This is a genomic window from Pseudoalteromonas citrea (assembly GCF_000238375.3).
In the GTDB taxonomy this organism is placed as follows: Bacteria; Pseudomonadota; Gammaproteobacteria; order Enterobacterales; family Alteromonadaceae; genus Pseudoalteromonas; species Pseudoalteromonas citrea.
Genome location: NZ_AHBZ03000012.1, coordinates 54961 through 80683 on the forward strand (window position 1 = coordinate 54961; position 25723 = coordinate 80683).

The following is a 25723-nucleotide window of genomic DNA, read 5'->3' on the forward strand; positions in this document are numbered from 1 at the left end:
ACACCTAGAGCAATACTGATAACTCTTTATATTCGAAAGAGCCTTCTTTGAAGCCCGATAAAAGTTTTTTCTTATTATATTGTAGCCCTCCCTTAGCAGCATCCAGAGTTAAAGTCTTTCTTAACGCTTCATTCTTATAAATATTTAACGCTGTAAACCTAGAAAGTCCCAAGTTTTGCATTTCAATGACAAGAGGATATTGAGTACCATATTCCAAAAATACAGCCCAATTAACTCCTGCTTTCTCCTCACCTAGGACTGAAGTAAGAGCTTTATGGTAATGATTAAAATATCTTTCAAGCTTAAATCTTAACTTATTCTCAATATCATCAAAAACAACCTCAATAATATGGTTAACATGCTCTACACTACCGTCAAAAATAGGAGTAAGCAGCTCATTCCCCTTGTATATATATAACGACTTCCTTTCTTTTTCATAATAATTTATGGTACTTCTAATTATTGAATTAATTGAGTTACCACTAACCCACCTATAAATTAAGTTATTATAATAACCAAGCTGACTTATAGTGATTTTTTCTCTTTCTCCCCAGTTATATAATTCATGGAATGTTTCTAGTACTTCATGGCATTTGTCGTAACCAAAAGGGGGTAAAACACTATCATCCTGATGAAATTTAACAACTTGAAAAACATCATCATGCAAATTCAAGCTCAAAGTACGATATGAATTAAGTAATTCCATAGGTAAGTGCTTAATCTCTTTAGCTCTCTTTTTAGCTAATTTTATTATCTGTAATAAATTGGCTTTAATAAAAAGATTAAGAGTATTGCTTTTATTATATTCCTCGGGAAATTTGAGGGTTTCTATACAAATAATATTTGCCAAATGCTTAATGACTTCTTCCACTTTTAAATCATCTGCATCTTTATTTTTGAGGAAATCTTCTAACTGTTTAACTGTTGCTTTTTTCTTTATGTTTTTTTCTATGGTACTTTCAAGGTTTACTGACTTATCTCTAAAGATTGATAAATTATTATCCCAAGATTTAGTCTCTGAATTTAGACAAAATACATTACCGCAAAGCTCTGAGCGATACCTTCCAGCCCTACCCGCTAGATTCCAAAAACTCAGACTTTTAACCTTGTTTTTTTCTTTATCATCTGTGTAACGAATCTTATCTTCACATATAATAAATATATTCTTAATTGGCATATTGACCCCTTCAGCAAGGGTTGGGGTACAAAACATGAAGTCAATTTCGCCATTCCTAAAGAGTTCCTCAATTATTCCCCTCACTGAATGAGGTAATTTGCCATGATGATATGCAATTCTTTTCTCTAAACATTTAACTAAGTAATACTGTTCATGTACTAATTGTGAAATTGAGTTTATTGCACTTTTTATTTCATCAGAAAGCTCTGTCGAATTAATTTTATTTGCAAAGTTAACGGCATAGTGAACAGCATTAGATGCACTAGAGCAATAAACCATATTAGAGTGCTTACCTTTACCAACATTTAAGATAAAATCGTCGTTAGAGTTAATACCTCTTAATAGCTCACTATTTAAGCTCAAAAATTCATTATTTACTAACACTCTTAAAGTTTTTTTCTGAGTATCTGCTAGGAAAATGTTTTGAGAGACTGGTGCTTCTTTAACATGTTTAGAAAAGAATGGATTCTTTCCAAACAACTTTAAAAACATGCTTGGGTTAGAAATATTTGGAGATGAAAAATAGACATTTAACTCTCTGAACTTTTCAATAGTCAATTCTATTGCATTATATTCAGTCAAACTTCTTTCAGAGTCCCTACTACTACCAGCGGCAAGCTTATGCGCTTCATCGACAAATAAATCATCTAATATGACTTTAGTCTTTCTAGTATGAAGGTTCATTAACCTTTCAGGAGTGAGAATAAAAATATAATTAAACTCCTCTGTCTCCTCACCATTTATATTTGTTTGCAGTTTGTAATTATTTTCTAAAATAGGTTGATTTAGAGTACTCCTTAGTTCATTTGTTAACTGGTTTATCAAAGCTCTACTAGGCACTACTATAGCTATGTTTTTCTTTGAAGACAGGGAGCGTTCAACCATCCTGTTTATTAGAAAAGATTTACCTAAAGAAGTTGGTCCTGAGAAACTAAAACAACTAGAACCAACCATTTTAGAAAAGATTTCAGATTGAGCATCAGTAAGAATAAAGTCTGTTTTTTTAATTTCATTTACTTTCATCTTAAGGTTAGCTTCAATCGGTGTTTTTCAAGGTAGTTGTCGCCTGAGCTGTTAAGCTGCTTCTCTTTTGTTCTCTGGATTCAACTCCACATCACTGATTTCATCCCAATTTCTGGTGTGCTTTGACCAGCGGTTAGCATTCTTTTCTTGCGCTTTTTTATATAACTCACGGCGCTTTGCCAATATCGCTCTATCTTCCCCACTATGACGTTGCCCGGGTGTCACGAACTTGATACGACTATGCCTGTGTGTGTTGTTGTACCAATTCGTGAAGCCTTTCACCCAGCTTCTTGCATCTTCAAGGTGCTTAAAACCTTCACTTGGCCAGCGGTGGCTATATTTAATCGTGCGAAACAGAGATTCCGAATATGGATTATCATTGCTGACACCTGGACGGCTACGAGAGCCTATTATCCCCATTTCAAGCATCTTGGCCTGCATCGTCAGGCACTTCATCGGACTACCGTTATCTGAGTGCAATACAACATTTTGTTTAACGCATTTCTCAGCCCAGAGTGTACGTTCAAGTAATTCCGCAGCATATTCTCCTGACTCACTATCATGAACTTCCCAACCCACAATTTTACGGCTGAAGATGTCGATTATCATGTAGAGGTAGAAGAAGCGACCAATTACTGTTGAAGGGCAGTAGCTGATATCCCAAGTCCAAACTTGGTTTGGCCCTGTCGCCGTATACCCCCTAGGCTTAACTCGGCTATTATTAGGCTTTGCTTTACCTCGATGAGTCAATTGGTCATTGGCTTTCAGCACACGATAAAAGCTTGATTCAGATGCGATATACTGCCCGCTATCTGCCAGCATTGGCACTATCTGGCTCGGCCCTAAATTGGCGTATTCCTCTTGGTTGCTGATATCTAATATTACTTGTTGCTCTTCCTCTGTAAGCTTATTTTTCGGCTCTGGTCTTTGCGCTGTTGGCCTTTTATCAGGGATGATTTCACCCTGTTCTTGCCAACGCTGTAACGTCCGTATAGACAAACCTATTTCTTCACAGGCTCTCTCTTTTCTTGCGCCAGAGGTCACGGCATCATCAATCAAAGATGCGTAATACTGTCTATCTGAGTGTGAGGTTAACTGTCCTCGTCTTCCCCCCAGTAGGTATTTAACTTTTTTCTTAGCACCAATAATGCCGCGGTTTCAGCAAGGGCTGCATCTTTACGTTTAAGCTCTTTTTCTAGCTCTTTGATCCGCTTACGATCAGCTTTTCGCTCTTGGGTTAATTGCTTACGCTGCTGGGCTTGCGTCTGATTACCTTCAATACAGCTTTGCCTCCATTCTTTAACTTGCTCAGGGTAAAGCCCTTTTTCACGGCAATACTCACTTAACTCAATTTCGCTCAATGCTGCTGTTTCTAAAACAATTGAGAACTTCTGCTCTGGTGACCAACCATCTAAACTATTACTCTCTGTCAAACTAGACCCTACTTTTAAATACTTATCTCGCCATGAATACAAAGTAGATAAGTTGATACTTTCTTGCTTTGCGAATTGACCTAATGATAAGCCACTTTCAACCAGCTTTCTAATGACTGCTTGCTTATGGTCTTCTGGATAATGCTTCACTCATAACTAACTTACCGCTCCCTGTTTTATTTTATGAAAAACTGAGGCGACAACTATCCTGACACAGGGGGCAATTAAACTTTCATTATTAAGAAATGAGTGCTCTATATTTAGAGAAAAAAGCCCCATCTTATAGAAAACTGTAGATGAAACCGCTTTGAAGTAATCCTCATTTTTATGAAACGGTTCCATCATACTTATAATATGATGGGCTATACTTCTATCTGTATTTCGGTTGGAATTTATTAGAATGTTAATAAACCTATAAATATCCGACTTTTCTTTTTCTTTAAGACCTCGTCCCACTTTGTTAAAAACAATATGTTTGGTGTACTTTTTAACTACAGATATAAATATCTTTTTAAAATATTCATCTGTGAGAACTTTTTCTGCTAACACATCTCCAAACCTAGACATACAGTTCCTCATCGACGCTCTTCTTGAACTCGGAGATATTCTCAAACGGTATGAAAAACACCTTAACTTCAGAGTCCATAGATTTAATTTTTAAAAGGTATTCTTTTAACTTACCGAGATTATTAGCAACAACAGTTTTAATTTCATCATGAAGTGATTGTCGAAATTTTTCTACACTTTGGAGTTTATCCAAAGTTGAAGAATCAAATTCGAAACCAACTAACAAAGCATAAGAATCACTTATACTAGGACCATTTGAAGTTTCACTAGGCAGCAAAATTTTAATAAGGTTCTTTTGCTCATCTTCACTAAAATGGCTTTCTAGGATTCCAGAGCTGATTAAATCTGCTGGTCCGCTAACGTTCGTAGCTCCCCGACAGAGCTTTTCGATTACATTTTCAAAACCTATATTTAGTTCCCTAGTTAAATTTGAATAGCAATAAACAAATTCTGATTTACTAGCATCAATATAATTTAAATGTACATTAGTACTAACATCATCAACATTGAAGGAAGAATATAATTTCGGCATTTTCTCTCGTGACTCAAGTAAGCCTTGCAATAATAAGTCTGACAATTTATCTTCATCACTAAGAGTGGAGTACTCTTTTTCCCCGTCCCTGTACAACTTCCTAGTTAAATCCCTATCATTTAATGATTTTATCGTTTTTCTTGGTATACAAAGTATATGTAAACATTCGAGTAGTCTTTCCTTAAGGGCTGGATAGTCTATTTTTTTACCATTCAGTTTTATTGTTAATAAATCCAACTTTCTAGAGCTACCTAAATCAAAGCTATGAACGATTTCTTCAAAACAATTAAGGTATTCACGAGAGGTTAAGCTTTTTATTCTATTGAACTGATGCTCAATTATAACTTTAGGTAATCCATGCTCTTGTAAAAGCATGTTAACTGTTTCATCAAAAAATTCTGAATATGTATTCTGAAACTCCTCCGTCTTTACATAAATACCAGCTAACTTAGTTGGATTTCCTAAAAAAACCCCTGCTCCTGAAGCTCCTTCAATGTTACGAGTTGAAATCTCAAGATTAGAAGTCGTATTCGAAGCTAACCTAAGGAAAAGCTCACTATCTTTAACGGTGCAATAATCAAATATTAAGGGGATTGACTTCTGTGAACCTTCAATTTTACAGTAGCCATGAGCTAGATATGTATCCTTTTCAGGCAACTCAGCGTATTCAGCTAAAGTTATTTTTGGTAGGTTTTGTATATGCTTAAAATCATTTTCTTTTAAAACAAGAATAGCTAAATCTTTATTTTTTAGATGTAATATTGTCTTAGGTTTAAATTGAATACCATGGGCTTCAGGTTTATCTATAGTAATTTTAGTTTTCTTTGCGCTATAAGAGTTCTTTAATTCACAATTATTGCATTCACGTCCTTTTCGAAAGCAATCATCTTTGTCTTTTGGGCAAATTGTATGTTTAGCTGTAAAAACATAGGCACAATCATCTAGCTTACAGATCACTCCAGTTCCGTATTTTGAAGTATCGTTTAAGATTCTAACTGTTAGCTTATTACTTGTATCAAGACTCATAAGAAAGCTTAATCCCTTCTTCTTCAACTTTAGGGAAAACAGCGCCGTCGAATGTATCTTCATCAAAAATACTTCTTAAAACGCTATTACCATAATTGAAATACAACTTTGTATTTGAGTTCTCATTTCTTTTTATTAGCCTAGCCAAACATTCTTTGTGAGGGTGACAATGCGACATCCCATTTGTAGAAATGATATATTTTTCTGTTTTTGTTTTAGCCAAAAGTTCATCATTAGTATTTTTTCTACTCCCATGATGAGAAATTTTTATCAATTCACAATGGAGTATTTCATCAGGGAGGTTTTTTACAATGACAGACGGATGGGAGTCAGCTAAGAAAAGAAAGCAATAATCCTCCCATTTTACCTTCAATGCTATGCTTGAAGCATTTACTTCTGATCTGTCTTCCTCAAAAAAATCGATCTTTTTATATAACTCGCTCAAAGGTATAGCATGATCCGATTGACATGTTGAAGAGCGGTTGGAGTTTCGCCGATTCAATTTTTTTTTCGGCCAATAGTCGTGTAACTCTTTTAATTCCTTTATTGTTGGGGATAACACGCTAATTGTTAGGTTATCAATATCATAACTATCACCTGCCAAGATTAATTCTTGATTCCACTTATTCTCTTTACTTAATTCATGATACAGATCATGATCTTGGTTTCGAGAAGACCTTGATGAAACAGTTTTTTTTGCCACTTCATAGTTTTGCACATCTAAAAATTTCTCTGAGAGCTTTTTAGCTATTGATTTCTCAGAGTTAAACCAATATTTATCAACTAGTGACGCCAGCTCATCGTCACCAACTAATTTTAAAATACCTTTAATATGGTCATCATCACTATGAGTAATTACCACTAAATCAAAACGACCTTTTTTTCCATTATCTATTAACCTTAAGAGTGTCCTTTTTTGCTTGTCAAATTCAAGCTTATTAAGATTCCCACCATCTATAAGTATGTTGTGATAATTGGATGAAGAATCTTGAAACTGGATTAAGATACAGTCACCTTCACCCGCAGGTAAAAAATATAAATCACACTTTAATTTAGCTTCATCCGGCATATAAAACAACTATTCAAATTAACGCAATATTCAATTATATCATAATGTTACATCAAAATGAACAACACCTTCCGCATGCAAATAAAACAAAGAATTATTCGTCAACTTATTGCTTTGTTCTTAAATTACTCTTGTGCACACTAAAAGTGATACACAAACTGGTACACAAGATAAAAAAGAAAAAAGGTTGTCAAACCAATACAATACCGCTACAATCCGCACCATCACTAGCTTTGCTGGCGATAGAAAAGTATTCTAAGATTTATGTCTTATGACTGAATCGGGGCTGATTAGGATTCGACGGGATTCCAGAAGCCTAAGGTGCATGTCGAGGTGCGGCTGGCCTCGTAAAAAAGCCGCAATTAATGTAATCGCAAACGACGATAACTACTCTCTAGCGGCCTAATAGCCCGCTAGCACTCCTCCATGAAATTCTTGTGGTTCTGGTTCTGGAGTGTCACCCCACACAAGATCGCTACGGAAACCCTGGCCGGGGTTGAAGGGCTAAAACTAAGCGGCCTCGCCTTTACTTATCGTGTACGTCCGAGATTTAAAGGTTAACCAAAAGACGATACTAAACATGTAGGACCGAAGGTCGACGCTTTCCGGACGGGGGTTCAAATCCCCCCAGCTCCACCACTTTAAAGTGTTATAAAACAGCCTGTTAGAGAGGAATCTTTAACAGGCTTTTTTGTGTCTAGCTTTAAATTTATAAGTAAGTTGTGAAGCAACTAATCTGGCCCCTTTATACTTTTTAACTTTTTGAAGATTAGCCAGAGCTAAATCTTTTTAATGGGGTCAATGACTTTGACACCTTTTGTTGTATGTAATATGTATAGATAAAAAGACCTGACTCCCTCGCCTCTAGGGCATTACATAAGCTGCTTCTTAATCTTTGGCATAATTCGCCTGCTCACTGGTACGGTAGCACCTGTACTCAGTATCAAATTTCCCCCACCTGATGGTAGCTTTTGAAGCGACTGAATAAATTGCTTATTTACAATGTATGAGCGATGTATACGCAAAAACGTTACGGGCAACTTTTCTTCCATAATAGTCAACGTCTCGTTATGTAACACACTACGTTCATCTAATAGGCTTATCTCCACATAATCTCTCGCCCCCTTCACAAAACAAATACTGTCACATGACACCCACTCTTCTTTGCCCATCAGGTTTAGCTTTATCTTTGACGGTGTCTGCTGTTCATTACGTTCATCTAATACTCGTTGCAGCTGCTCAGCTCTTTTCTGTGCAAGCTGTTTTTGAGACTGCTGGTTTTTATATTCAATTGAATGTTGAATAAAGAAGAACACTAAAAGCACAGCTACAAAACAATAAAAATAAAGATCAAGAAATTGATTAGGATTAACGGCAATTACGAAAAAGAATGCCAAAAACGCGCAAGCATGCTTCATCGCATTATCATGCACCTTAAGTGCTTGATAAGCAGAAATACAAAAGCTTATCCCTGCAGGGATTTGAAGGGCGAAAACTGTTTTTTCCTCTATCGTGTTACCTAAATAAATAAATGCAAACGTTAATAACATTGAAAGAGAAAAGTAAGCCCAGCGATGACTTTTCACAAAGCTATCTATGATATATAACAGTAAGCACATCCCACTCAACATACCTAGCAATAAAATAACAACCAAACGAACGTCATGATAAGGGTATTCGTATGCTATTAATCCTCTAGACACTTCAACCAATAATTGAAGAACCACTAACAATGAAAATACAGGAAGCCAAAAAGTACTACGCCTTGGATTCGAGCCTTGTAAAACTAACTGACTTGAAAAAACTAAGCCTATGACCAAAATACCTAGCGATAACAAAGTAGGTAAGTAATTACGAAGCACAATATTTTGAGGAGAGCCATAATACGTGATTATCGCAAATGGAATTGAGGTGCTGATATCGTAAACTTTATGATGAGATGACAGTTTAATAACTAACTCATTCTGGCGCTTCTTCAGTAGTCCTTTTGGTATATAAATAACAAAGTCCATCACTCCAACCTTTTCACCTTCAGGTTGAGCCGAGGGATAACCATTTCGGCCTATTAATTCGCCATTAAAGTAAAACTCAGCTGCCGCTTGAGCAGAAAAAAATAACCCAATTGGTTTATCGAGCAGCTCAGAGACGTGTAAATCGAACGTAGAGCCAATCCAAGTTAACTTGTTACCTAGCTTAACGTCACCCAACGGCATTTTATTGCAACTCTGGAGAAAAAACGTATCGGAAGACAGCGCTGCATTTTCATCATAGCAAACCCTAACCTCCTGAATAAAATACTTATTAAATTCACCCGCAGCAAGGTTTGTAGAGAACACCATGCTAAAGCTGACTAATAAAAACACATACAATAGCTTAGCCTTTACCACAATGTCATGTAAGACGGTGCAAGAATATACCCTGATAGATTTTGCCGCCATTTGCAGAAGAAACGCCACCGCTTGCATATAAGCGCTAGAAAAATAAGAAGTAATTGGTAATGTCCTTATCAATTAATAAATTGTTTTAAAGGGCTCATTTTTATGAACTATATCAAAAAATCTGTTTACACAGGTATCGTTTTATCGCAGTTAGTGTTTGCCCCACTCAGTCTAAGTGCACCGTTAACGCCAAAACAAATAGGTGCACTTGTTGAAAAAGCAAAAGACGAACTTAATGTGCCGGGGGTAGCATTGGCAGTTGTAAAAAGTGGTGAAGTGGTCCATGCAAAAGGCTATGGCGTTCAATCTATTGAAAACAATACACCAGTAACCACCGATACCCTATTTCAGGTTGCGTCAATTTCAAAATCATTTGTAACTGCGGCATTGGCAAAGCTCGTAGATGAAAATAAACTCAGCTGGGATGACAAGGTCATCGATTACCTTCCGCAGTTTCAAATGTATGATCCTTGGGTGACAAGAGAGTTTACTATTCGCGACTTGTTAACTCACCGCTCTGGTTTGCCGCTGGGTGCTGGGGACTTATTACAATGGCCTGATGCAGATGCACACGCAACGCCTGATGAAATCATCTCAGCATTAAAATATTTAAAACCAACCAGTTCATTTCGCTCCGAATATGCCTACAACAATTTAATGTACACTGTCGCCGAAGAGGTTATACGTGTGATAACCAAGATGCCTTGGGACCAATATGTCGAAAAAGCATTAATTGCACCACTGAAAATGACTCACTGTGTAGCAAACCCGACTCGAATTAAAATACCAAGTAAGCGTGCAAAACCGCATATGGAAGTCGACGGCAAGCTCAAAACCACTTTTTTCAAAGATGATGAGCTAATTAATTGTGACATAGCGGGTATGGCAAAGTGGGCGCAGCTATTTCTTAGCAAAGGTAAACTACCAGATGGACAAGACTTGTTATCCGAAAAGCAACACGCAGAAATGTGGAAGCCAGTTACTTTAAAAAAAGTCTCTTATATTGACCAAAAATACGCACAGACGCATTTTCAAGCATATGGATTAGGCTGGAATTTGATGGACTTTCATGGCCACTTGCATGTCTCTCATGGCGGCGCGGTACAAGGCATGACCTCCCATATCGCATTTTTACCTGAAAAAGATGTTGCTGTTATTGCGCTTACAAATCAATGGTCACGAGCAGCACAAGGTCTAACCGCTACCATCCTAGAGCACTATATTGAATCAGAACCCACAAATTACATTGACGTATACATAGAGGGTAACAAACGATATGAAGCCTACAAAAAACAGCAAAAGAAAACGGAAAAACCTCTGCACCTGAGTACAACAAAACCGCCTATGGCGCTTAATCAATATGCCGGTACTTACCAAGATAACTGGTATGGCACAGTTGATGTCACAGTAATAGGCTCTGAGCTTAATATTAAGTTTTCTCGCGGTAATGCTTTAACTGGTAAGCTTGCTCACATCGAGGGCAACCGATTTGTTGCAAAATGGTATGACCGAACCCTCAATGCAGATGCATTTGTTAATTTTGACGTCGACTTCGAAGGTAAGATTATCGGATTCAAAATGAAAGCAGTAAGTCGTAGCACTGACTTTTCTTATAACTTTCATGATTTAAACCTAAAAAAGGTGAACGTTCAGGAGTAAATAAAAGATTAACGTACTCTATGTTGCATCTAATTTACTTTCAACCAAATGCAGGCTACGTCACATCCTTATTTACCCCAAAAACATAGGAAAAAATAAATCATTCAAAATCAAACAGCTAAACATGTGACTTAACTGACTTTCAAAGCTCCCAGCTAAAAAACTTTAAAGTGCTATAAAACAGCCTGTTAGAGAGAAATCTTTAACAGGCTTTTTTGTATCCGCTATTTCTATTACAAATCACAATATTCTAAGCTTAATCAACCCACACCTCCCCTCTAAAGTTAGGATGATACATATAATCGAGTTCAGCAATTCAGGTATCTCTCAATGTCAATTTTGAATGCATTGAAACATAAACCTAAAAGAGGAGGCGGGCGGCAATAAACCGCCGAAAATTTCAACTACGGGCAAGCTTTTGGCAAACACCTCCTCACCTTTATTGCCGCCATAAAGTCATTCAAGTAAACCATTTATCCGTGTTGTTATCATATTTAATTAAATCAGATAGTTAGTTTTTTATGCGACTACAATTTAAAGGGGTACACGTAATTTTACATTAAAATAACAAAAGGTGTACAACTGGAACGGCTATTGCTTATTAAAATAGAGATAAGTCAATTTAAGGATATGAAATGATTAACCCTATCGGCATTACAAATTACCAGTCAGTCTCTGCGACACAATCAAGTCAATATGTGCAAAAGCATACTGCATCTGAGATGAGCGATAACCACGCTGAGTCTGCTAATTCATTGAGTTTCCCTGATAGAACACATGACTTCACACACATGACACTTGAAGAGCAATCTAAAGCGGCTAAAGACCTTTATGAACAAGGGGTTATTTCAATGGGCGAGCATGCTTTCATGACTGGGAAATATGGTTTAATCGAGCATGATGGCCAATTGGGTGGAACAACGCTTGCGCAAGCAAAGAGTGAAAAAATCAATGTGATTGACACCATGAAAGACAACCTTGCCGCCGTTAAAAGTCAGGCTGGTGGCGATTCTGAAGTGGTAAAAAACTATCATTCCCTGATACGAAAGCTAGAAGTATATCAATTTGGATTGAATGCGAGCGCTTAACTGCTCACATTCAATTTTCCGCTTTTAAAAAGCCATGTTAACGAATAAATAAACGATCACTTTCCTGATTGTAAGGAAAGTTAATCGAAGTCTCGTTATAAGTCGCATTACCGCTCGTAAAGTCTGCCATAGGGTTTTTCCAATAATTTATCCACCCAATGACCGTATTGCCTGAATCTTTAACTGGCTCCGAGGTTTCTAATTTTAGTGTTGTGCCATTGATTTGAAAGCGTCGCGACGAAGGTTGAGCATAGCCATATTCAAGGGTTAATGCATAAAACTGACCGCCATGATCCTGGTTTGTAGAAAAAGCGTTTTGGTCAACGTAATCCCATTTTCGGTACAGTGCAGAATAAACACCGCGGATCTCCAAATAAGTAATTTTTGGTGCCGGCGCAAGTGGCACAATTTCACTATCTTGATCCAATGACTCTACATACAGCTGATAATTAGCATGATTTTCCCTTATCTCATGTTTTAGTAAATCAACATATTCTTGAAGTTCATAATCATGTTGCAAATTTTCTATGGTTTGTAAATTTTGGATGGGTGATGAGATGGACACTCCCAAATCGGCGTCAATGCGCCAAACTAAAGGTGTGTTTATAACGATAGTTAGTAGGAGCATCCATCATGAATAACGTTAGTATATTAAGCATCGATTTAGCAAAAAATGTATTTCAACTTCTTGGAATTAATAAACACGGAAACCCTTGTTTCTCAAAGCGGGTTTCTAGAGTAAAACTCCATGAAATAATCCTTAATTTACCGCCTTGTAAAGTCGTTATGGAAGCTTGTTCATCCTCTCACTACTGGGGCAGAGCATGCTTAAATTCTGGTCATCAAGTTAATTTAATTCCTGCACAACATGTTACCCCATTTGTACGTGGTAACAAAAATGATAAAAATGATTGTTTGGCAATATATGAAGCAAGTAGAAGGCCTAACATTCGCTTTGTTCCCATTAAAAGTGAACAGCAACAAGCTGTGCTTTGTCTACATAGAATACGAGAAAGGCTACTCAGTACTCGTACTGCCTGTATAAATCAAACTCGAAGTTTACTCCTCGAATTTGGGTTTCACATTCCCAAAGCATACTCTGTATTCAAAAAGCATATCCATGAACTTTTATCACAAGATGTTCAACCTGTTATTCGCCTCATGTTGTTAGAAGTACAACAAGAGTTAGAAAACTATGATAAAAAAATTAAACTCATGGATACCTTGTTCCAACAAACTAATACCCACAACACCAGTGCAGAAATTATGCAATCAATTCCCGGGATTGGCCCTATCATTGCCTCCGCGTTCAGCGCCAGCATCGATAAAGGCCAAGCATTTAAAAGTGCGAAAGACTTTAGCGTCTGGCTTGGCCTTACGCCTAGGCAATATGCGTCTGGTGACACAAATCGTTTGGGCACAATTACTAAATGTGGAGATGGATACCTCAGAAAACAACTTATTCATGGTGCTCGAACGGTTGTGAACCACGCGCATAAAAAAGACGATGACCTGAACCTATGGGTCACTGCCATCAAGCAAAGGCGTGGTGTGAATAAAGCTGCGGTTGCAATGGCGCATCGTCTGGCAAGATTAATGTGGATATTACTTCAAAAAAATGAATATTACCGCCCCATACGTTCATGCAACCAGGTTCAAGATAATGCTTAAACACCAAGTTAGATTGGCAGGCAGCTCGTAAATGACAAGGGTAACTTAACCCGCGTGGGTGTTGAGAGCACTTGCCAATCGCCTATCATTGTTCGCTACAGTTAGATGAAAAAAGGCCTAGCCTGCCTATACAAATCCCGGCAAAGGCACGGTATATAAACCGCTTGGGTGTATTCAAATTAGGGTGTATAGGCTCGAAGCTCATTAGGGGCACTGAAATAACAGTTAAGCCCGGATATATGTCAGAGCAACGCTTTATTGCAAATGGGTCAAACGTCAAACAGTGGCAGCGACGAAATGAAAAAACGAGGTAGTTTATTCTACCCCGCCAGAGTTATTTTGTTTGACACACTGGGAGTGTCCATATATCAGTTAAAATTCACTCACCTTTTCTAAATTCTTTTTAATACAAAAATAAAGCTCTGAATTAAGAGACAAGTCTAACCCTGAAAACTCACCTAAATCTGTAAGCTTTACTTCCTTTTGATTTTTTCTAAATGGCTTATTGAAAGCTTTAGCAATATGATCGGCCAATACATGATGAACTTCATCCGAATACTTGCTAATATACAGATTAAAAACATATACCACTTCATCAAGCTCATTTCTATTTCGTCTAATTTCAAAACTGACGGGCCAATACTTACCTTCTGAATAATGCTTTCCTAGAGTGAAATATATGTTGTTCGCATGTAACTCAGTTAAAATATCGTTGCCAAACAACGTCGAAAGCTTATCTTCTAATTCATCAAATTCATTTAAACCATGTAAATGCTCAAAAACAGAATAATGCTGCTGAGTGATAGCAAGTAGTTGTTGTTCTTCGTTATTAATTAAAGATATTTGGGGCAATATCTTGGTACAGTAGAAACTAGGTGTTATATCAAGAAGGCTAAAATTAGATGCATTAATTGTTATTTGATACTCTTCAAGCAGCCTCAGTGTCTCACAATGAACTTGAGCGACTCTTTTGGTAATTTCGTCAAACTTATAATAGTATTTATCTCTTTTTTCTTCCCATTCACCAAAAATGTAATCATGAATATCTCTAAATTGCGTCTCAAGATAATTACTTACCCTACCCCTATTTGTAAGGTCGAGCAAAGCGTCACACAGCCAAGAATCATCTAGCTGAATATATCTCGGGTCAAATTCATCTTTATGATCTTTTGATTCGCTGTCTGATAAAATAAACAGATGAGACCATCCCTTGTAATTAGCCTCCACCCAGTCAGCATATACACGAAGCTGGTTACTGTGAGCATAAGAGCCATCTTTACGTTCAATTGTAATAACTAATTTTTGAGTTGGGTCTATTAAAAATAAGTCTATAAACTTCTTTTTGCCGTTGTTATCGATGCAGAGTTCTCTAACAATTTGAATGTTTAATAAAGCCGTTTGTGCCATATCAAATGCGCTAGGCATATTTTCAGCTTGAGAATCTTCCATACAAGAATAAACCGCATTAATTAGCGTTCTTAAAAAATAATCGTTTTCTAAGTGCCCTTCTTTTGGATTGAGTAACCAAGCCAAAATGTCTGACTTTCGGTTTTCATCATAGTTAATCGTTTCATGTATTGATGTTGATAAACATCGACTCTCCAGAGCCTGAAAGTCCTTGTCGGTGATAAGACTAAGTAGGTTTGTTATTATTTTGCTCATTTATGTAACCTGTGTATTGAGACTTCTCTCATGGGTATGATTTTCTCAATCCGATAAGTAATTCTTGTAATAACCGCATGTTATTCAATACTTATATTTAAGAGCAGCCCATTCTAAATTTTGCAAAAGAGAATTTCAAGCGACACCCAACGCAAACTGATGATTTGCCATTCGCCACATTCAAGCTGGAATTCCGCTTAGCCCATAAACTCTCATTCATTACATGCACTATATACTGAAAAGCTGACGAAAATTAATACAACTAGACTCATATACCTTTTCTCTACAATCTACCGCAATAAATTGCTTTTTAATGTTATGTTGTAACAAGATCAAACTACCTTAAACTATTGAATGACACACATGAACACACAGGGATTCAAGCACATATTTACAGGGCTTGTTTGCAGCACAGCCATACTGGGCTGCCAAACGGTAACGAGCACACCTAACACACAAAAAACCAATGACTTAGTGGTTGCCACATGGAATATTGAACACTTAGCAGCACACAATAATCAAGGCTGTAAAGGCCGTGAAAACAGTGACTATGCTGCACTCACCGCTTATAAAAACAAAGTAGATGCTGATATATATGCCCTGCAAGAAGTCGGTTCCATCGCTGCGGTGCAACGCGTTTTTAACCCATCACAATGGCAAGTGTTCATTTCTGATAGAGCTGACTCGCCAAGTTATACGTGCCGTGGCAGTGAGCAGTCGTCAACGCAACAAAAAGTCGCCTATGCGGTGAAAAAAACCATTACGGTTAATAACATCACGCATCTAGACGCACTCAGTGCGCCGCAGTTTGGCCTACGTAACGCATTGCAACTGGATATCGAGCATGGAGGAAAATCACTCTCTTTGATTAACTTTCATTTAAAAAGCGGCTGCTTTGTTGACGACTACCTAGACAGCGACCGCAAAAGCTGCGGCGTACTAGCTCAGCAGGCTGAGATTTTGAAAAGTACACTGAAGCAGCAACAAAAAAGCCAACCTAATTTGGTTTTGTTAGGGGATTTTAACCACCGCTTAGCCAATCCTAACAATCGCTTACGCGCTGATTTAGGGCTTACAAACACAGTGAAACAAAGCGCATGGGTAAATACCACTGACACTGTTCAAGGGTGCCACCCTAAATACCCGGCCCCGATTGACCATATTATCGTCTCGTCATCATTGGTGCAGCACCTTGATAAACCAGAGTCACAATTTCACTATTTTGAAGATATGGCACCTAACAACATGCTTAGCGACCATTGTGCTTTAACATTACGCTTTAATTTCTAGGGGATAGTTGGTCCAAACGTCTACGTTTGGACCGATATTGGCTGGCGTTAAAAAACACGGCTTATACTATGATTTACGTGCTTTTATAGAGTAAATTAAAGGAACTTGCTGCCCTTTGTGCTGCATTTGATAACGTTTTTCAGCCACCTGCTCCAGTCCGTCAAAGCAATCATAAGGGCTGTATGCATGCTCTTCAAACAGTTCTATTATCAAGCCGGCATTGATCAGTGCACTGATCACATTACTCAATGAGTGTGGCCACGTGATCACTTGAGACACTTGCCCGTCGCAATTTTCTGTATACGTGGTTTCTTCCTCAATGTCTGGCTCAGTTTTAGGGAAGTATGAATACCCCGACAACAAGTCATTGAAGGTGTGAAATTCAACTAAATGAAACTCCCCACCACTTTTTAAGGCCTTAGCAACCCCTCGCGCCCAATGTGTTAAATCAGGTAGCCAACACAAAACTCCATATGATGTATACACAATATCAAACTGTTGCGTATTACTATCGCCAAAATGACAAACATCATCACACACAAATGTCGCGTCTAAGCCAAGCTGTTCGTTTAATATTTTTGCTTCATCGATTGCAGAGGAGGACAAGTCGACGCCTGTCACCGTCGCACCGAGTCGTGCGAGCGACAGTGAATCTTGCCCAAAATGGCACTGTAAATGAAGTATACTTTTTCCACTCACATCGCCTAGCTGATTAATTTCAATATCATTTAGCGATGACTGGCCTTGTAAAAAGCTGGCAACATCATAAAACTTTGATTTTATGTGCAGCGTAGTCCGCTTATTCCAAGTTTCTTTATTTATATCTAAATAGTTCATACTCGACTCGTTGGCGCTGTTATGACTGAGAGCGGCTATATAAATAGTTCACTCATACTTGTGTCTCAGCTTAAAATAGTCAAAAACCAAAAAAGCACCAACTATTTGCGATAAAGCAAAAATTTAGGAACACGCTGTTTTTGCACATAAACGATAGTTGCGAATATGGCATGCAATAATAAGCCCTGACCCTACAACCGTCATAATACGCTCCATAAGCTCACCTAAAAGGTCATGACCAAATACCACCGCGAATACTAAGCATGCTAACCCAGCAATTCCCACAATTAAAATATGCCATGCTTTATGCCGCTTACATCCAATACTCAATGCAACAAGGCTTATCACTAAAGCAATACACACTAACAGTTGATGCACCGATTCATCGGCCAAAGCCTGCAGCCCAACCACTGGCACTAACAGCAACATTAAGGGGAGAAAAATGCAATGGAGTATACATAACATTGATACACCGATTGCTGCTTGGTCCATCCGTTTTTGTGGGAATTTCATTGCAACTAGCCTCTTTCGTCTTAGGTTTTTTTACTCGCCTTAACGCCTTATATAACGTAAAAAAGCCCGCAGTGCGGGCTAAACGTCAGGGTTAAGAATCGTCTCTTGTTAAATCAGTTTTTACTGCTTAGTGCTCATGATCGTGTGCTTCGCCAGCAATGCCTAACCAAACCACATTTTTTGGCACAACATCTAACTCAAAGGTATGCGCAAGTTCACCACTTTCTAAGTCAATGGCGATAATGTGTTGGTTAATGGGATCAGTTACATAAGCCACTTGCTGTGATTGTGAAAGCGTCATGGTAAAGCCATGTTCAGCTGGCATTTGTGCCAAATCGGCGGTCGTTACCGTAATATTGTGCGCCAGTTCCCAGTGGTATTCGTTATCATGTGCATGGCCTTCAAACACGGAAATAACACCGGCACTGTCCATTAATACCACATGCTCACCTTCAGCACTGAAGTACGCACCACTTAATCGCGCATCGTCACTGGCTTGCCATTCAATTTTTTCTACTGAGCTATTGCTAGGGTCAATGGCGTACACTGCTGTACGGCTACTACCAATAAACAAATCTTTCTCAGGGTGTCCACGCAACATGCCAATTCGCTCACCTTCAGCAAATTCAGCTGGGTTCATGATTTTTTCATGAGTAAAAGCGTTATCGTGGGTATCAATCATCACCACACCATCTGCACACGCAAACGCCACCAGCTCACTACTTTGTGCACTGCCATGCAAACTTGGGCAAGCTACATCAAATACTTTATCTTGGTCAAAATGGTCTCCATGACCATGAAATAAACCAATTTGGCTTGGTAAAGTCGAGCTGCTTTGCTCATCACGAATGGTGCTTATTAAGTATTCGCCAACCGTTTGCATTGCACCATGTTGGTATGTGCTGTAATCAAGCGTTGCAAAATCACGGTCGTTGTTGGTGATGTTCGACTCATTAAATACCATTACTTGCGCATTTTCTGCGGTGTCTTTATCACCATCAAAGAACACAACACTGTTGTGCTTACCCGCATTTACGTGGGTTGGTTTTACCCCTTGTAATGCAAAATCAACAAGGCTTGGGGCTTGTTCATAAGGGTGCAAGTGATCACCATGATCTTCTTGCCATACGCCACCATCAACAAATTCAACCATACCCGCGTCACGCTGTACCGCCATCACGTAGCGATGGTGTTCAGTAGCATATAAATATTGCGGGTAACCTGTTATGCCAATACTATCTATGTGTTCACCATCTTTTGCAGATAAAACGGCAAGCACATTACTATCAAACGTAGATACAACCAAACGACCTTCGGTACCCACCTCGGTATGGCCGTGATCATCATCAGTTGAACCTGATCCATCAGGTTGCTCTTGTGTAGCCGGTGTTTCTATTGGTGTTAACGTATGCTTTGTATCGCCACACGCTGAAGTTAATGCTGCAGCAACAAGCGTTGCTAATAACTTTAATTTTATATTCATTGTCGTCACTGTCTAAAGAGTCTATTTGAGAGTATTAATTCATGAGAGCGTGCTTTGACTCTCAACCTTGGAGTTTATGTTATATTATAACAAAACATAATTGCAAGTAGTTCTTTTGGTAACGAGCTCAGTAGAATCAAAAGAAAAGATATAAAAACAAAAAAAACACAAAAAAAACATTCCATTTACAAGGCAAATAGGTACACTGAACTGAGTGCTGAATTATGCGCAGAAGGAATTGGCATCATGAAACTAAAAAACGTAAAACTCCAAATCAAAGGAACGCTCTTAATTAAGATGACTGAGTGTGTTTCCTTGAACACCTTTATTTGTGTTTAATTACAGGTAAAGTCTCCGTTTACTTATTCAGCACTTATATGATTTTTATCAGAAATACCCAGCGCCACGTTTATCGTGGCGCATTTCTTTGCCTTGATTTTCTTTTTACTCAACAAAACAAATTAGCTGACTTCGCATATTCAATCGGTTATCTAAACCTGTATCGTATAATCACCATCCAACCTTATGCCTCGCGATCTTATACATGAAAAAAATTCAGCCTATGTAAAATGCCACTAACAGCACAAAAATAAACGCCTTCAAACAAATAGTTAACATTTAGCGCCCGCTGAATTTCAATAAACAGCCCCAAAGCAAAAGAGAATACAAATATTTATCATTTGCATAAATATACATTGAATATTAGTTTGGATGACCTGCTTAAAAAATGTGTAGTTCAAATTAAGTGCTTGTTATGCAATGAACTCACCCGTTTAGTAAATTGGGTACTCAATGAAAAGATATTTATTTGATAGAAATTTAGAGCATTCGAGCTGTGGCGTTGGGTTTATTACCCATAAAAAAAGCGAACAAACACACCAACTGCTAGAGCATGCTCACCAAGCACTTTGCCGTATACCTCATAGAGGCGGTATGAATGCACAAGGCATTGGTGATGGTGCTGGGGTTAATATTGACTTGTCGCTTAACTTTTTCAAAAAAGTGACCGGCAACGCCACATTACAACTCGGTGAATTTGGGGTAGCCAACTTTTTTTACCCCAAAGAACTTACGTACCACAACAAAGCCACTCAATTAATTGAAAACACCCTGTCGACGTATAACTTATCTATTGTCACATTTCGCACCATCACAACCGATGAAACCGTACTTAATCATGCGAGCCAACAAGCACAACGACAAATCAAACAAGTGGTTTTTTTAAAACCAAGCCAGTGTGATAGCCAAACTCAGTTTGAAAAACAGATCCACCACGCGCTTCACGACATCGAACATGTGGCTTTTACTGATCCTGAACTCAGTGGACTCTACCCCTTGTCGATGAGCAGCCGTACCCAAGTACTAAAAGGCCGTTTAAATAGCTGGGAAGTGGTTCCTTATTTTACCGATCTAAGTGACGTAGATCATCAAGTTCATACGTTATTCTTTCACACTCGGTTTTCAACTAATACCGCACCAAACCCAATGTTTGCGCAACCTTTTAGACGCATGGCCCACAATGGTGAGCTTAATACCGACCGAAAGAATCGCTTAAGTGAAGACGCAATTGCCAAGTCGCAAAATAAAAAAATCATTACTCCTCATGGGCAATCAGACTCAGCACGTTTAGACCAAACATTGGAAAGGCGAATAATCGAAGACAACTTAGAGATTGATGTCGCCGCGTTAGCCATGATGCCGCCCGCTTGGGAGAATGACAGCGACTTATCACCCTCAGTGAGAAATATGCTTGAATACTTTTCGTTGTATGAAGAGAAAAATGACGGCCCAGCAGCACTCATTTTTGGCGATGGGGTTAAGGTCGGCGCACGACTTGATAGACTCGGGTTGCGGCCGTTACGAAGTGTCGAAACATCTGACTATTTGGTCGTGATGAGTGAGGCAGGTCAAATAGAGTTTGATCCCAGCGACATCATACGCCGCGGCCGTATTGAAGCTGGAGGCATGATTGTATTTGACCATAGCACCGGGGAAATTAAAGAAACCCAGCAAATTTTAGAACAGTTAGCTAAACAGCAAGATTACGCCGCGCTACTGAGCCAAGCAAGGGTTAACGTATCCGACTTACCGATACCGCAGTTACAAGAGGTAAAACAACCTTCTTCACTGAGTACCAGCGCACAACATGTGGCATTTAGTTTAAATCAAGAAAGCTTTAAATTTATGCTCGATCCCATGTTATTAAATGGCGCAGAAAAAATCTCTGCCATGGGCTATGGCTTGGCTCCGAATGCCCTCAACAAAGATGAAGGCGGCCTATCTCGATACTTTAGCCAACGGTTTGCGCAAGTAACCAACCCGCCTCTCGACAGCATTCGTGAAACCGATGGCATGACACTGCGTGTGGCACTGGGTCCAAAACCTAATATTAGCCCAAATAGCCATAAACAAATTGTATTAGACTCCCCTATTTTAATGCCACAGCACCTGCTCGCCCTTGAAAAACAAAGTGCGTTGCGTACTAAAACCTTACCTCTATTGTTCAACATCGACTTAGACAACAACAATGAGCATAGACTGCTTGATGCCCTAGAGACACTAACAGATCTCGCAGAGCAACAAGCCCGCGAACAAGTCGATATTATCATTTTAAGTGACGAGCACATATCACATAGCCAAGCCGCTATTCCGGCATTGCTAGCTGTTGCTAAAATTAATCAGCGGCTGATAAGTCGAGGGCTACGCTTTACCACCAGCGTTGTTTGCCATACAGGGCAAGCAGTGAGTACACACGACATAGCATGTCTGCTTGGCTTTGGAGCCTCTGCGGTATGCCCACTCACGGTATTAAATCGTGCCACAGAGTTATTCGATAGGCCAACCGATGTGCAATCAGCGATACTGAAATTTAAAAAAGCAGCTGAAAAAGCCTTAATGAAAACCATGGGCAAATTTGGTTTATGCACTGTAGAAAGCTATATTGGCGGTGAATTTTTCGAAGCCAACTTTATTGATACTCATGATCCAGCTTTAAGAGCTATTTTCCCCAATATTCACTCCCCCGTGGGAGGAGCCCAATTTAAAGATTTGGTACAAAGCGTTGAGTACTGGCATAAAAAAGTCCTCCATGTTCAATCTGAAAACCAGATCCCTGTACTCGGATTATTCAAAGAGCGCGCTCAAGGAGCAGGTCATAGCTTTGGTATAACTGCGGTTCGTGAATACATCAATATGACTGAAGAGTCGATTCAATATGTCGACGAATCACAACTTGAGTCACAAGACCAACAAGTCATATTGCCACAAGATGAAGGATATCGAGATTTAGGCTACGACGCACGCAGCCCCCAGCAAATAGATGACTTTACGATCACCGATGCATATCGTGAATTTAGTCAAAACCTTTACCTTGAACGCCAACACCGCCCAGCGGCACTGCGAGACATACTAAGCTTACCGATTCAAATCAAAGCAAATGCATCAGAGCAAGCCTTTAAAGAGTGCTTTAAACACATATCAGTGTCAGGATCATTTGCCCTTGCCATATCAGGGCTCACAGTGCACCGTGAGCGATCTAATGACATCGCACAACATTGGCATATTGCATTCGATCATGCTGGTAACCTCCAGAGTTTACTTGCTGCGCTCATAGACATATTTTCCAAAGATATTTTCACCCACAGTATAGAAAACTCACATCTTAATATCGCAGTGGTGCAAGATAGTGCTCTCGACAGGCTATTAGCGAAAGTCATTTCTGCTCGTACGGCAATATCCGTAGCTAAGGTTCAGCCTGCACACCAAATCACCGCCGCTTTTGCCTCGGGCGCTATGAGTCATGGTGCTTTAGTCGAAAAAGCGCACCAAGCGGTAGCGCAAGGCACCAATATTGCGGGCGCAATGAGTAACTCTGGTGAAGGTGGCGAAAGTGCCTCACGTTACAACACCGTAAAAGCCAGTAAAATTAAGCAATTTGCCTCTGGCAGATTTGGAGTCTGGACTGGCTACCTTGCCGACCCTGCCTTACAAGAAATCGAAATCAAAATAGGCCAAGGCGCAAAGCCCGGTGAAGGAGGCCAACTTCCCGCACATAAAGTCAACGTACAAATCGCTGCAGCACGAGGTGGTACGCCTGGGGTTGAACTAGTCTCTCCACCGCCACATCATGATACTTACTCGATTGAAGATTTAGGGCAGCTCATCCACGATGCCAAAGCCGCCCGTGTCAGAGTCGTCGTTAAACTGGTTTCATCTGAAGGGATTGGTACCATTGCGGTTGGCGTTGCCAAAGCAGGCGCTGATGTTATCAATGTCGCAGGCAATACCGGCGGTACTGGGGCAGCCCAAGTGACCAGCCTAAAACACACGGGTCGAGCCGCCGATATTGGTATTGCTGAAGTTCATCAAGCACTCGCTGAAAATGGCTTGCGGGATAAAATAACCCTACGCTGTTCTAATGCCCACCAAACGGGGCTCGATGTGGTCAAATCGGCCATGTTAGGCGGTGACTCATTTGAGTTTGGTACCACAGCACTGATGATGCTCAAATGCGTGATGGCTAAAAACTGCCATCAAAAATGTCCTGCGGGGCTAACAACCAACCCTGAGGTTTATCAGGGCGACCCAAGAGCATTGGCGCAATATTTTATGAATGTTGCACACGAAACCCGTGAAATTTTGGCACACCTTGGCTATACATCTTTACGTGAGGTACGTGGAAAAAGTAATTTATTACACCTCGTTGCGCATCCTATGATGGTCGGCCAATTAGATATGACGGCCATGCTCGCGCCAGTAGAACCCATAAAGATTACCGATCCAGTATACCTTGAAGCAAACTTTGATCACGACACGCAGTGGCTCACGCAGCTAAAACAAAACTTATTTGATAACCAAACTGAATACTTATCTCTGCCTCCCATCGCACTGAATAACTGCAACAAAACAGTCGCTGGGCAGCTGGCGATTGATATCGAGCGGACCCTAAATTATCAAGTAAGCGATGCGACCATTGCGGCGCATCCAGCAATGTATAGATTGAGTAATGGCAGAGTCGTATTAAAAAGTAATACGCTCTCGTTGCATACGTATGGCTCAGCAGGCCAAAGTTATGGGGCATTTTTAAATACTGGCATGCAGCTTCAACATACCGGCACTTGTAATGATGGAGTAGGCAAAGGCATAAGCGGCGGTCGCATACAGATCACAAGTCCTGTTTCACACGCAAAACAACCATTGACTAACAATGTACTGATCGGCAACTTTGCATTGTTTGGGGCGACAGGTGGAGAGTTGTTTATAGCAGGCCAAGCAGGTGACCGCTTTGGTGTACGCAACTCAGGTGCCGTTGCCGTGGTGGAAGGGGTTGGTGATTTTTGCTGCGAATATATGACCAATGGGTCAGTGGTTAACTTATCTCATTACGGAAAGAATTTAGGCAATGGGATGAGTGGTGGTACCGCATACCAATACGATCCAAGCGGCAATATTGTCACACAGTGCAGCCAAGACAGTGTCGTCGCTTTGCGCTTAGATGAACAAACTCCCTTGTGTTTGGGCCATGAAGCCGCGCTTTTGTATCATTTAGAATGCCATATTGATGCTACCGGCTCTACGCACGCCCAATCATTGATTAATAACTGGGCTGAGCACAAGGCGCATTTTTATGTCCTGATCCCAAAAACACTCTATAGCTATCATTGCCCAAATAATATTGTGGACTCTAATGAGCGCAGAACCATGCTTGAAGAGCTCTCACAAGCTTGGGCAAACCGCCTATTAAAAGAAGCTCAAATTGCATACCAACAAAACCAAGACGACGGTAAATACCTATTTGATGGGCAATTACCTGATTACGGAGACCGAGACACCAGTCTCATTTATCAATATGTGATCTCAGCAGGTGTATTTCATCGCGCCCATGAAGCTGCCAAAAAATTAGCCTCACAGTCCACCGCGCGTAACAGCGAAGACAGCGCCAAATATTTGGTCACGACCCTTGATCGAAAGTTACAAGAAACACTGGTAAAAGATACCAAAGAGGCATTGGCCAGCTACGAAAGCGATGCGCTCAGCTGCTTAATCGCACAAAAGCGCGTGCAAGACTACAAAGACGCGTTAGAGCGCCGCGAGGTCTGGGATAGTAATGCGTTTGGTACCAGCGTTTGGATATTACATCGCGATAACTGTGTCCAAGAGGCATTGCGCCAACATCGACCATTTGAACAACTGCTCGCGACCCATTTTTGCCATGTGCTAGTTGAAGCAATCCGCGCAACAGCATAAGTAAGGAAA

The 25723-nt window shown here is 39.7% G+C and carries 16 protein-coding genes and 1 other RNA gene; 6 read left to right on the top strand and 11 right to left on the bottom strand.

Annotated elements, in window-relative coordinates; translation table 11 throughout:
• Window positions 1-4: 4 nt before the first annotated feature.
• From PCIT_RS00325 to PCIT_RS00345, 5 genes are all read right to left on the bottom strand, one after another.
• Window positions 5-2200 carry a DEAD/DEAH box helicase gene (locus PCIT_RS00325; RefSeq protein WP_010368166.1) on the bottom strand — a complete coding sequence of 732 codons (2196 nt, stop codon included), beginning with the start codon at window positions 2198-2200 and terminating at the stop codon, window positions 5-7.
• A 51-nt stretch (window positions 2201-2251) separates the two neighbouring features.
• Window positions 2252-3783, bottom strand: a protein-coding gene (locus tag PCIT_RS00330; RefSeq protein ID WP_420492141.1) for an IS3 family transposase whose coding sequence is annotated in 2 segments (ribosomal slippage) — window positions 2252-3327 and window positions 3327-3783 — 1533 coding nt in all. Because the reading frame shifts where the segments join, the coding sequence is not laid out codon by codon here.
• Window positions 3784-3789: 6 nt separating this feature from the next.
• On the bottom strand, window positions 3790-4200 hold the full coding sequence (locus tag PCIT_RS00335) for a hypothetical protein (RefSeq protein WP_010368079.1): 411 nt from the start codon (window positions 4198-4200) through the stop codon (window positions 3790-3792).
• Window positions 4193-5758: a Hachiman antiphage defense system protein HamA gene (locus PCIT_RS00340; RefSeq protein ID WP_010368078.1), complete on the bottom strand. Its 1566-nt coding sequence runs from the start codon at window positions 5756-5758 to the stop codon at window positions 4193-4195. Before PCIT_RS00340 ends, PCIT_RS00335 begins: the two co-directional genes overlap by 8 nt.
• The gene (locus tag PCIT_RS00345; RefSeq protein WP_010368077.1) at window positions 5748-6827 is read right to left on the bottom strand and encodes a ComEC/Rec2 family competence protein; all 1080 of its coding nucleotides are present in this window, start codon (window positions 6825-6827) and stop codon (window positions 5748-5750) included. Before PCIT_RS00345 ends, PCIT_RS00340 begins: the two co-directional genes overlap by 11 nt.
• Before the next feature lie 282 nt (window positions 6828-7109).
• Between PCIT_RS00345 and ssrA the strand changes: the two genes are divergently transcribed.
• Window positions 7110-7466, top strand: a transfer-messenger RNA (tmRNA) gene (gene ssrA / locus PCIT_RS00350).
• A 233-nt stretch (window positions 7467-7699) separates the two neighbouring features.
• Here ssrA and PCIT_RS00355 read toward each other — a convergent pair.
• Window positions 7700-9190: a LytTR family DNA-binding domain-containing protein gene (locus tag PCIT_RS00355; protein ID WP_162144401.1), complete on the bottom strand. Its 1491-nt coding sequence runs from the start codon at window positions 9188-9190 to the stop codon at window positions 7700-7702.
• A 177-nt stretch (window positions 9191-9367) separates the two neighbouring features.
• Between PCIT_RS00355 and PCIT_RS00360 the strand changes: the two genes are divergently transcribed.
• A complete protein-coding gene (locus PCIT_RS00360) occupies window positions 9368-10924 on the top strand; it encodes a serine hydrolase (protein WP_010368075.1) in 1557 nt (518 codons plus the stop codon).
• A 635-nt stretch (window positions 10925-11559) separates the two neighbouring features.
• The gene (locus PCIT_RS00365) at window positions 11560-12012 is read left to right on the top strand and encodes a hypothetical protein (protein ID WP_010368074.1); all 453 of its coding nucleotides are present in this window, start codon (window positions 11560-11562) and stop codon (window positions 12010-12012) included.
• A gap of 37 nt (window positions 12013-12049) precedes the next feature.
• Here PCIT_RS00365 and PCIT_RS00370 read toward each other — a convergent pair whose 3' ends face one another.
• Window positions 12050-12532: a DUF4879 domain-containing protein gene (locus PCIT_RS00370; RefSeq protein WP_192992752.1), complete on the bottom strand. Its 483-nt coding sequence runs from the start codon at window positions 12530-12532 to the stop codon at window positions 12050-12052.
• Window positions 12533-12645: 113 nt separating this feature from the next.
• Here PCIT_RS00370 and PCIT_RS00375 point away from each other — a divergent pair, with 113 nt between their 5' ends.
• Window positions 12646-13683, top strand: a complete 1038-nt coding sequence (locus PCIT_RS00375) for an IS110 family RNA-guided transposase (protein WP_192992753.1) — start codon at window positions 12646-12648, stop codon at window positions 13681-13683.
• Between the two features lie 372 nt (window positions 13684-14055).
• Here PCIT_RS00375 and PCIT_RS00380 read toward each other — a convergent pair whose 3' ends face one another.
• Window positions 14056-15345 carry a PD-(D/E)XK nuclease family protein gene (locus tag PCIT_RS00380; RefSeq protein ID WP_010366929.1) on the bottom strand — a complete coding sequence of 430 codons (1290 nt, stop codon included), beginning with the start codon at window positions 15343-15345 and terminating at the stop codon, window positions 14056-14058.
• 363 nt (window positions 15346-15708) lie between these two features.
• Here PCIT_RS00380 and PCIT_RS00385 point away from each other — a divergent pair, with 363 nt between their 5' ends.
• On the top strand, window positions 15709-16635 hold the full coding sequence (locus PCIT_RS00385) for an endonuclease/exonuclease/phosphatase family protein (RefSeq protein WP_010366928.1): 927 nt from the start codon (window positions 15709-15711) through the stop codon (window positions 16633-16635).
• Between the two features lie 66 nt (window positions 16636-16701).
• Here PCIT_RS00385 and PCIT_RS00390 read toward each other — a convergent pair whose 3' ends face one another.
• From PCIT_RS00390 to PCIT_RS00400, 3 genes are all read right to left on the bottom strand, one after another.
• Window positions 16702-17472 carry a class I SAM-dependent methyltransferase gene (locus tag PCIT_RS00390; protein ID WP_010366926.1) on the bottom strand — a complete coding sequence of 257 codons (771 nt, stop codon included), beginning with the start codon at window positions 17470-17472 and terminating at the stop codon, window positions 16702-16704.
• A gap of 123 nt (window positions 17473-17595) precedes the next feature.
• Window positions 17596-17985: a MerC domain-containing protein gene (locus tag PCIT_RS00395; protein WP_010366924.1), complete on the bottom strand. Its 390-nt coding sequence runs from the start codon at window positions 17983-17985 to the stop codon at window positions 17596-17598.
• Window positions 17986-18112: 127 nt separating this feature from the next.
• A complete protein-coding gene (locus PCIT_RS00400) occupies window positions 18113-19468 on the bottom strand; it encodes a hypothetical protein (protein WP_010366922.1) in 1356 nt (451 codons plus the stop codon).
• 792 nt (window positions 19469-20260) lie between these two features.
• On the opposite strand from PCIT_RS00400, the gene PCIT_RS00405 reads away from it, so the two are divergent.
• The gene (locus PCIT_RS00405) at window positions 20261-25714 is read left to right on the top strand and encodes a glutamate synthase-related protein (RefSeq protein ID WP_010366920.1); all 5454 of its coding nucleotides are present in this window, start codon (window positions 20261-20263) and stop codon (window positions 25712-25714) included.
• Window positions 25715-25723: the final 9 nt, after the last annotated feature.

Bases quoted from the DNA above. Each gene is read 5' to 3' on its own strand.
- PCIT_RS00380 (WP_010366929.1), bottom strand. From the start codon at position 15,345: ATGAGCAAAATAATAACAAACCTACTTAGTCTTATCACCGACAAGGAC.
- PCIT_RS00325 (WP_010368166.1), bottom strand. From the start codon at position 2,200: ATGAAAGTAAATGAAATTAAAAAAACAGACTTTATTCTTACTGATGCT.
- PCIT_RS00335 (WP_010368079.1), bottom strand. From the start codon at position 4,200: ATGTCTAGGTTTGGAGATGTGTTAGCAGAAAAAGTTCTCACAGATGAA.
- PCIT_RS00365 (WP_010368074.1), top strand. From the start codon at position 11,560: ATGATTAACCCTATCGGCATTACAAATTACCAGTCAGTCTCTGCGACA.
- PCIT_RS00360 (WP_010368075.1), top strand. From the start codon at position 9,368: ATGAACTATATCAAAAAATCTGTTTACACAGGTATCGTTTTATCGCAG.
- PCIT_RS00390 (WP_010366926.1), bottom strand. From the start codon at position 17,472: ATGAACTATTTAGATATAAATAAAGAAACTTGGAATAAGCGGACTACG.
- PCIT_RS00385 (WP_010366928.1), top strand. From the start codon at position 15,709: ATGAACACACAGGGATTCAAGCACATATTTACAGGGCTTGTTTGCAGC.
- PCIT_RS00375 (WP_192992753.1), top strand. From the start codon at position 12,646: ATGAATAACGTTAGTATATTAAGCATCGATTTAGCAAAAAATGTATTT.
- PCIT_RS00340 (WP_010368078.1), bottom strand. From the start codon at position 5,758: ATGAGTCTTGATACAAGTAATAAGCTAACAGTTAGAATCTTAAACGAT.
- PCIT_RS00405 (WP_010366920.1), top strand. From the start codon at position 20,261: ATGAAAAGATATTTATTTGATAGAAATTTAGAGCATTCGAGCTGTGGC.
- PCIT_RS00345 (WP_010368077.1), bottom strand. From the start codon at position 6,827: ATGCCGGATGAAGCTAAATTAAAGTGTGATTTATATTTTTTACCTGCG.
- PCIT_RS00400 (WP_010366922.1), bottom strand. From the start codon at position 19,468: ATGAATATAAAATTAAAGTTATTAGCAACGCTTGTTGCTGCAGCATTA.
- PCIT_RS00395 (WP_010366924.1), bottom strand. From the start codon at position 17,985: ATGAAATTCCCACAAAAACGGATGGACCAAGCAGCAATCGGTGTATCA.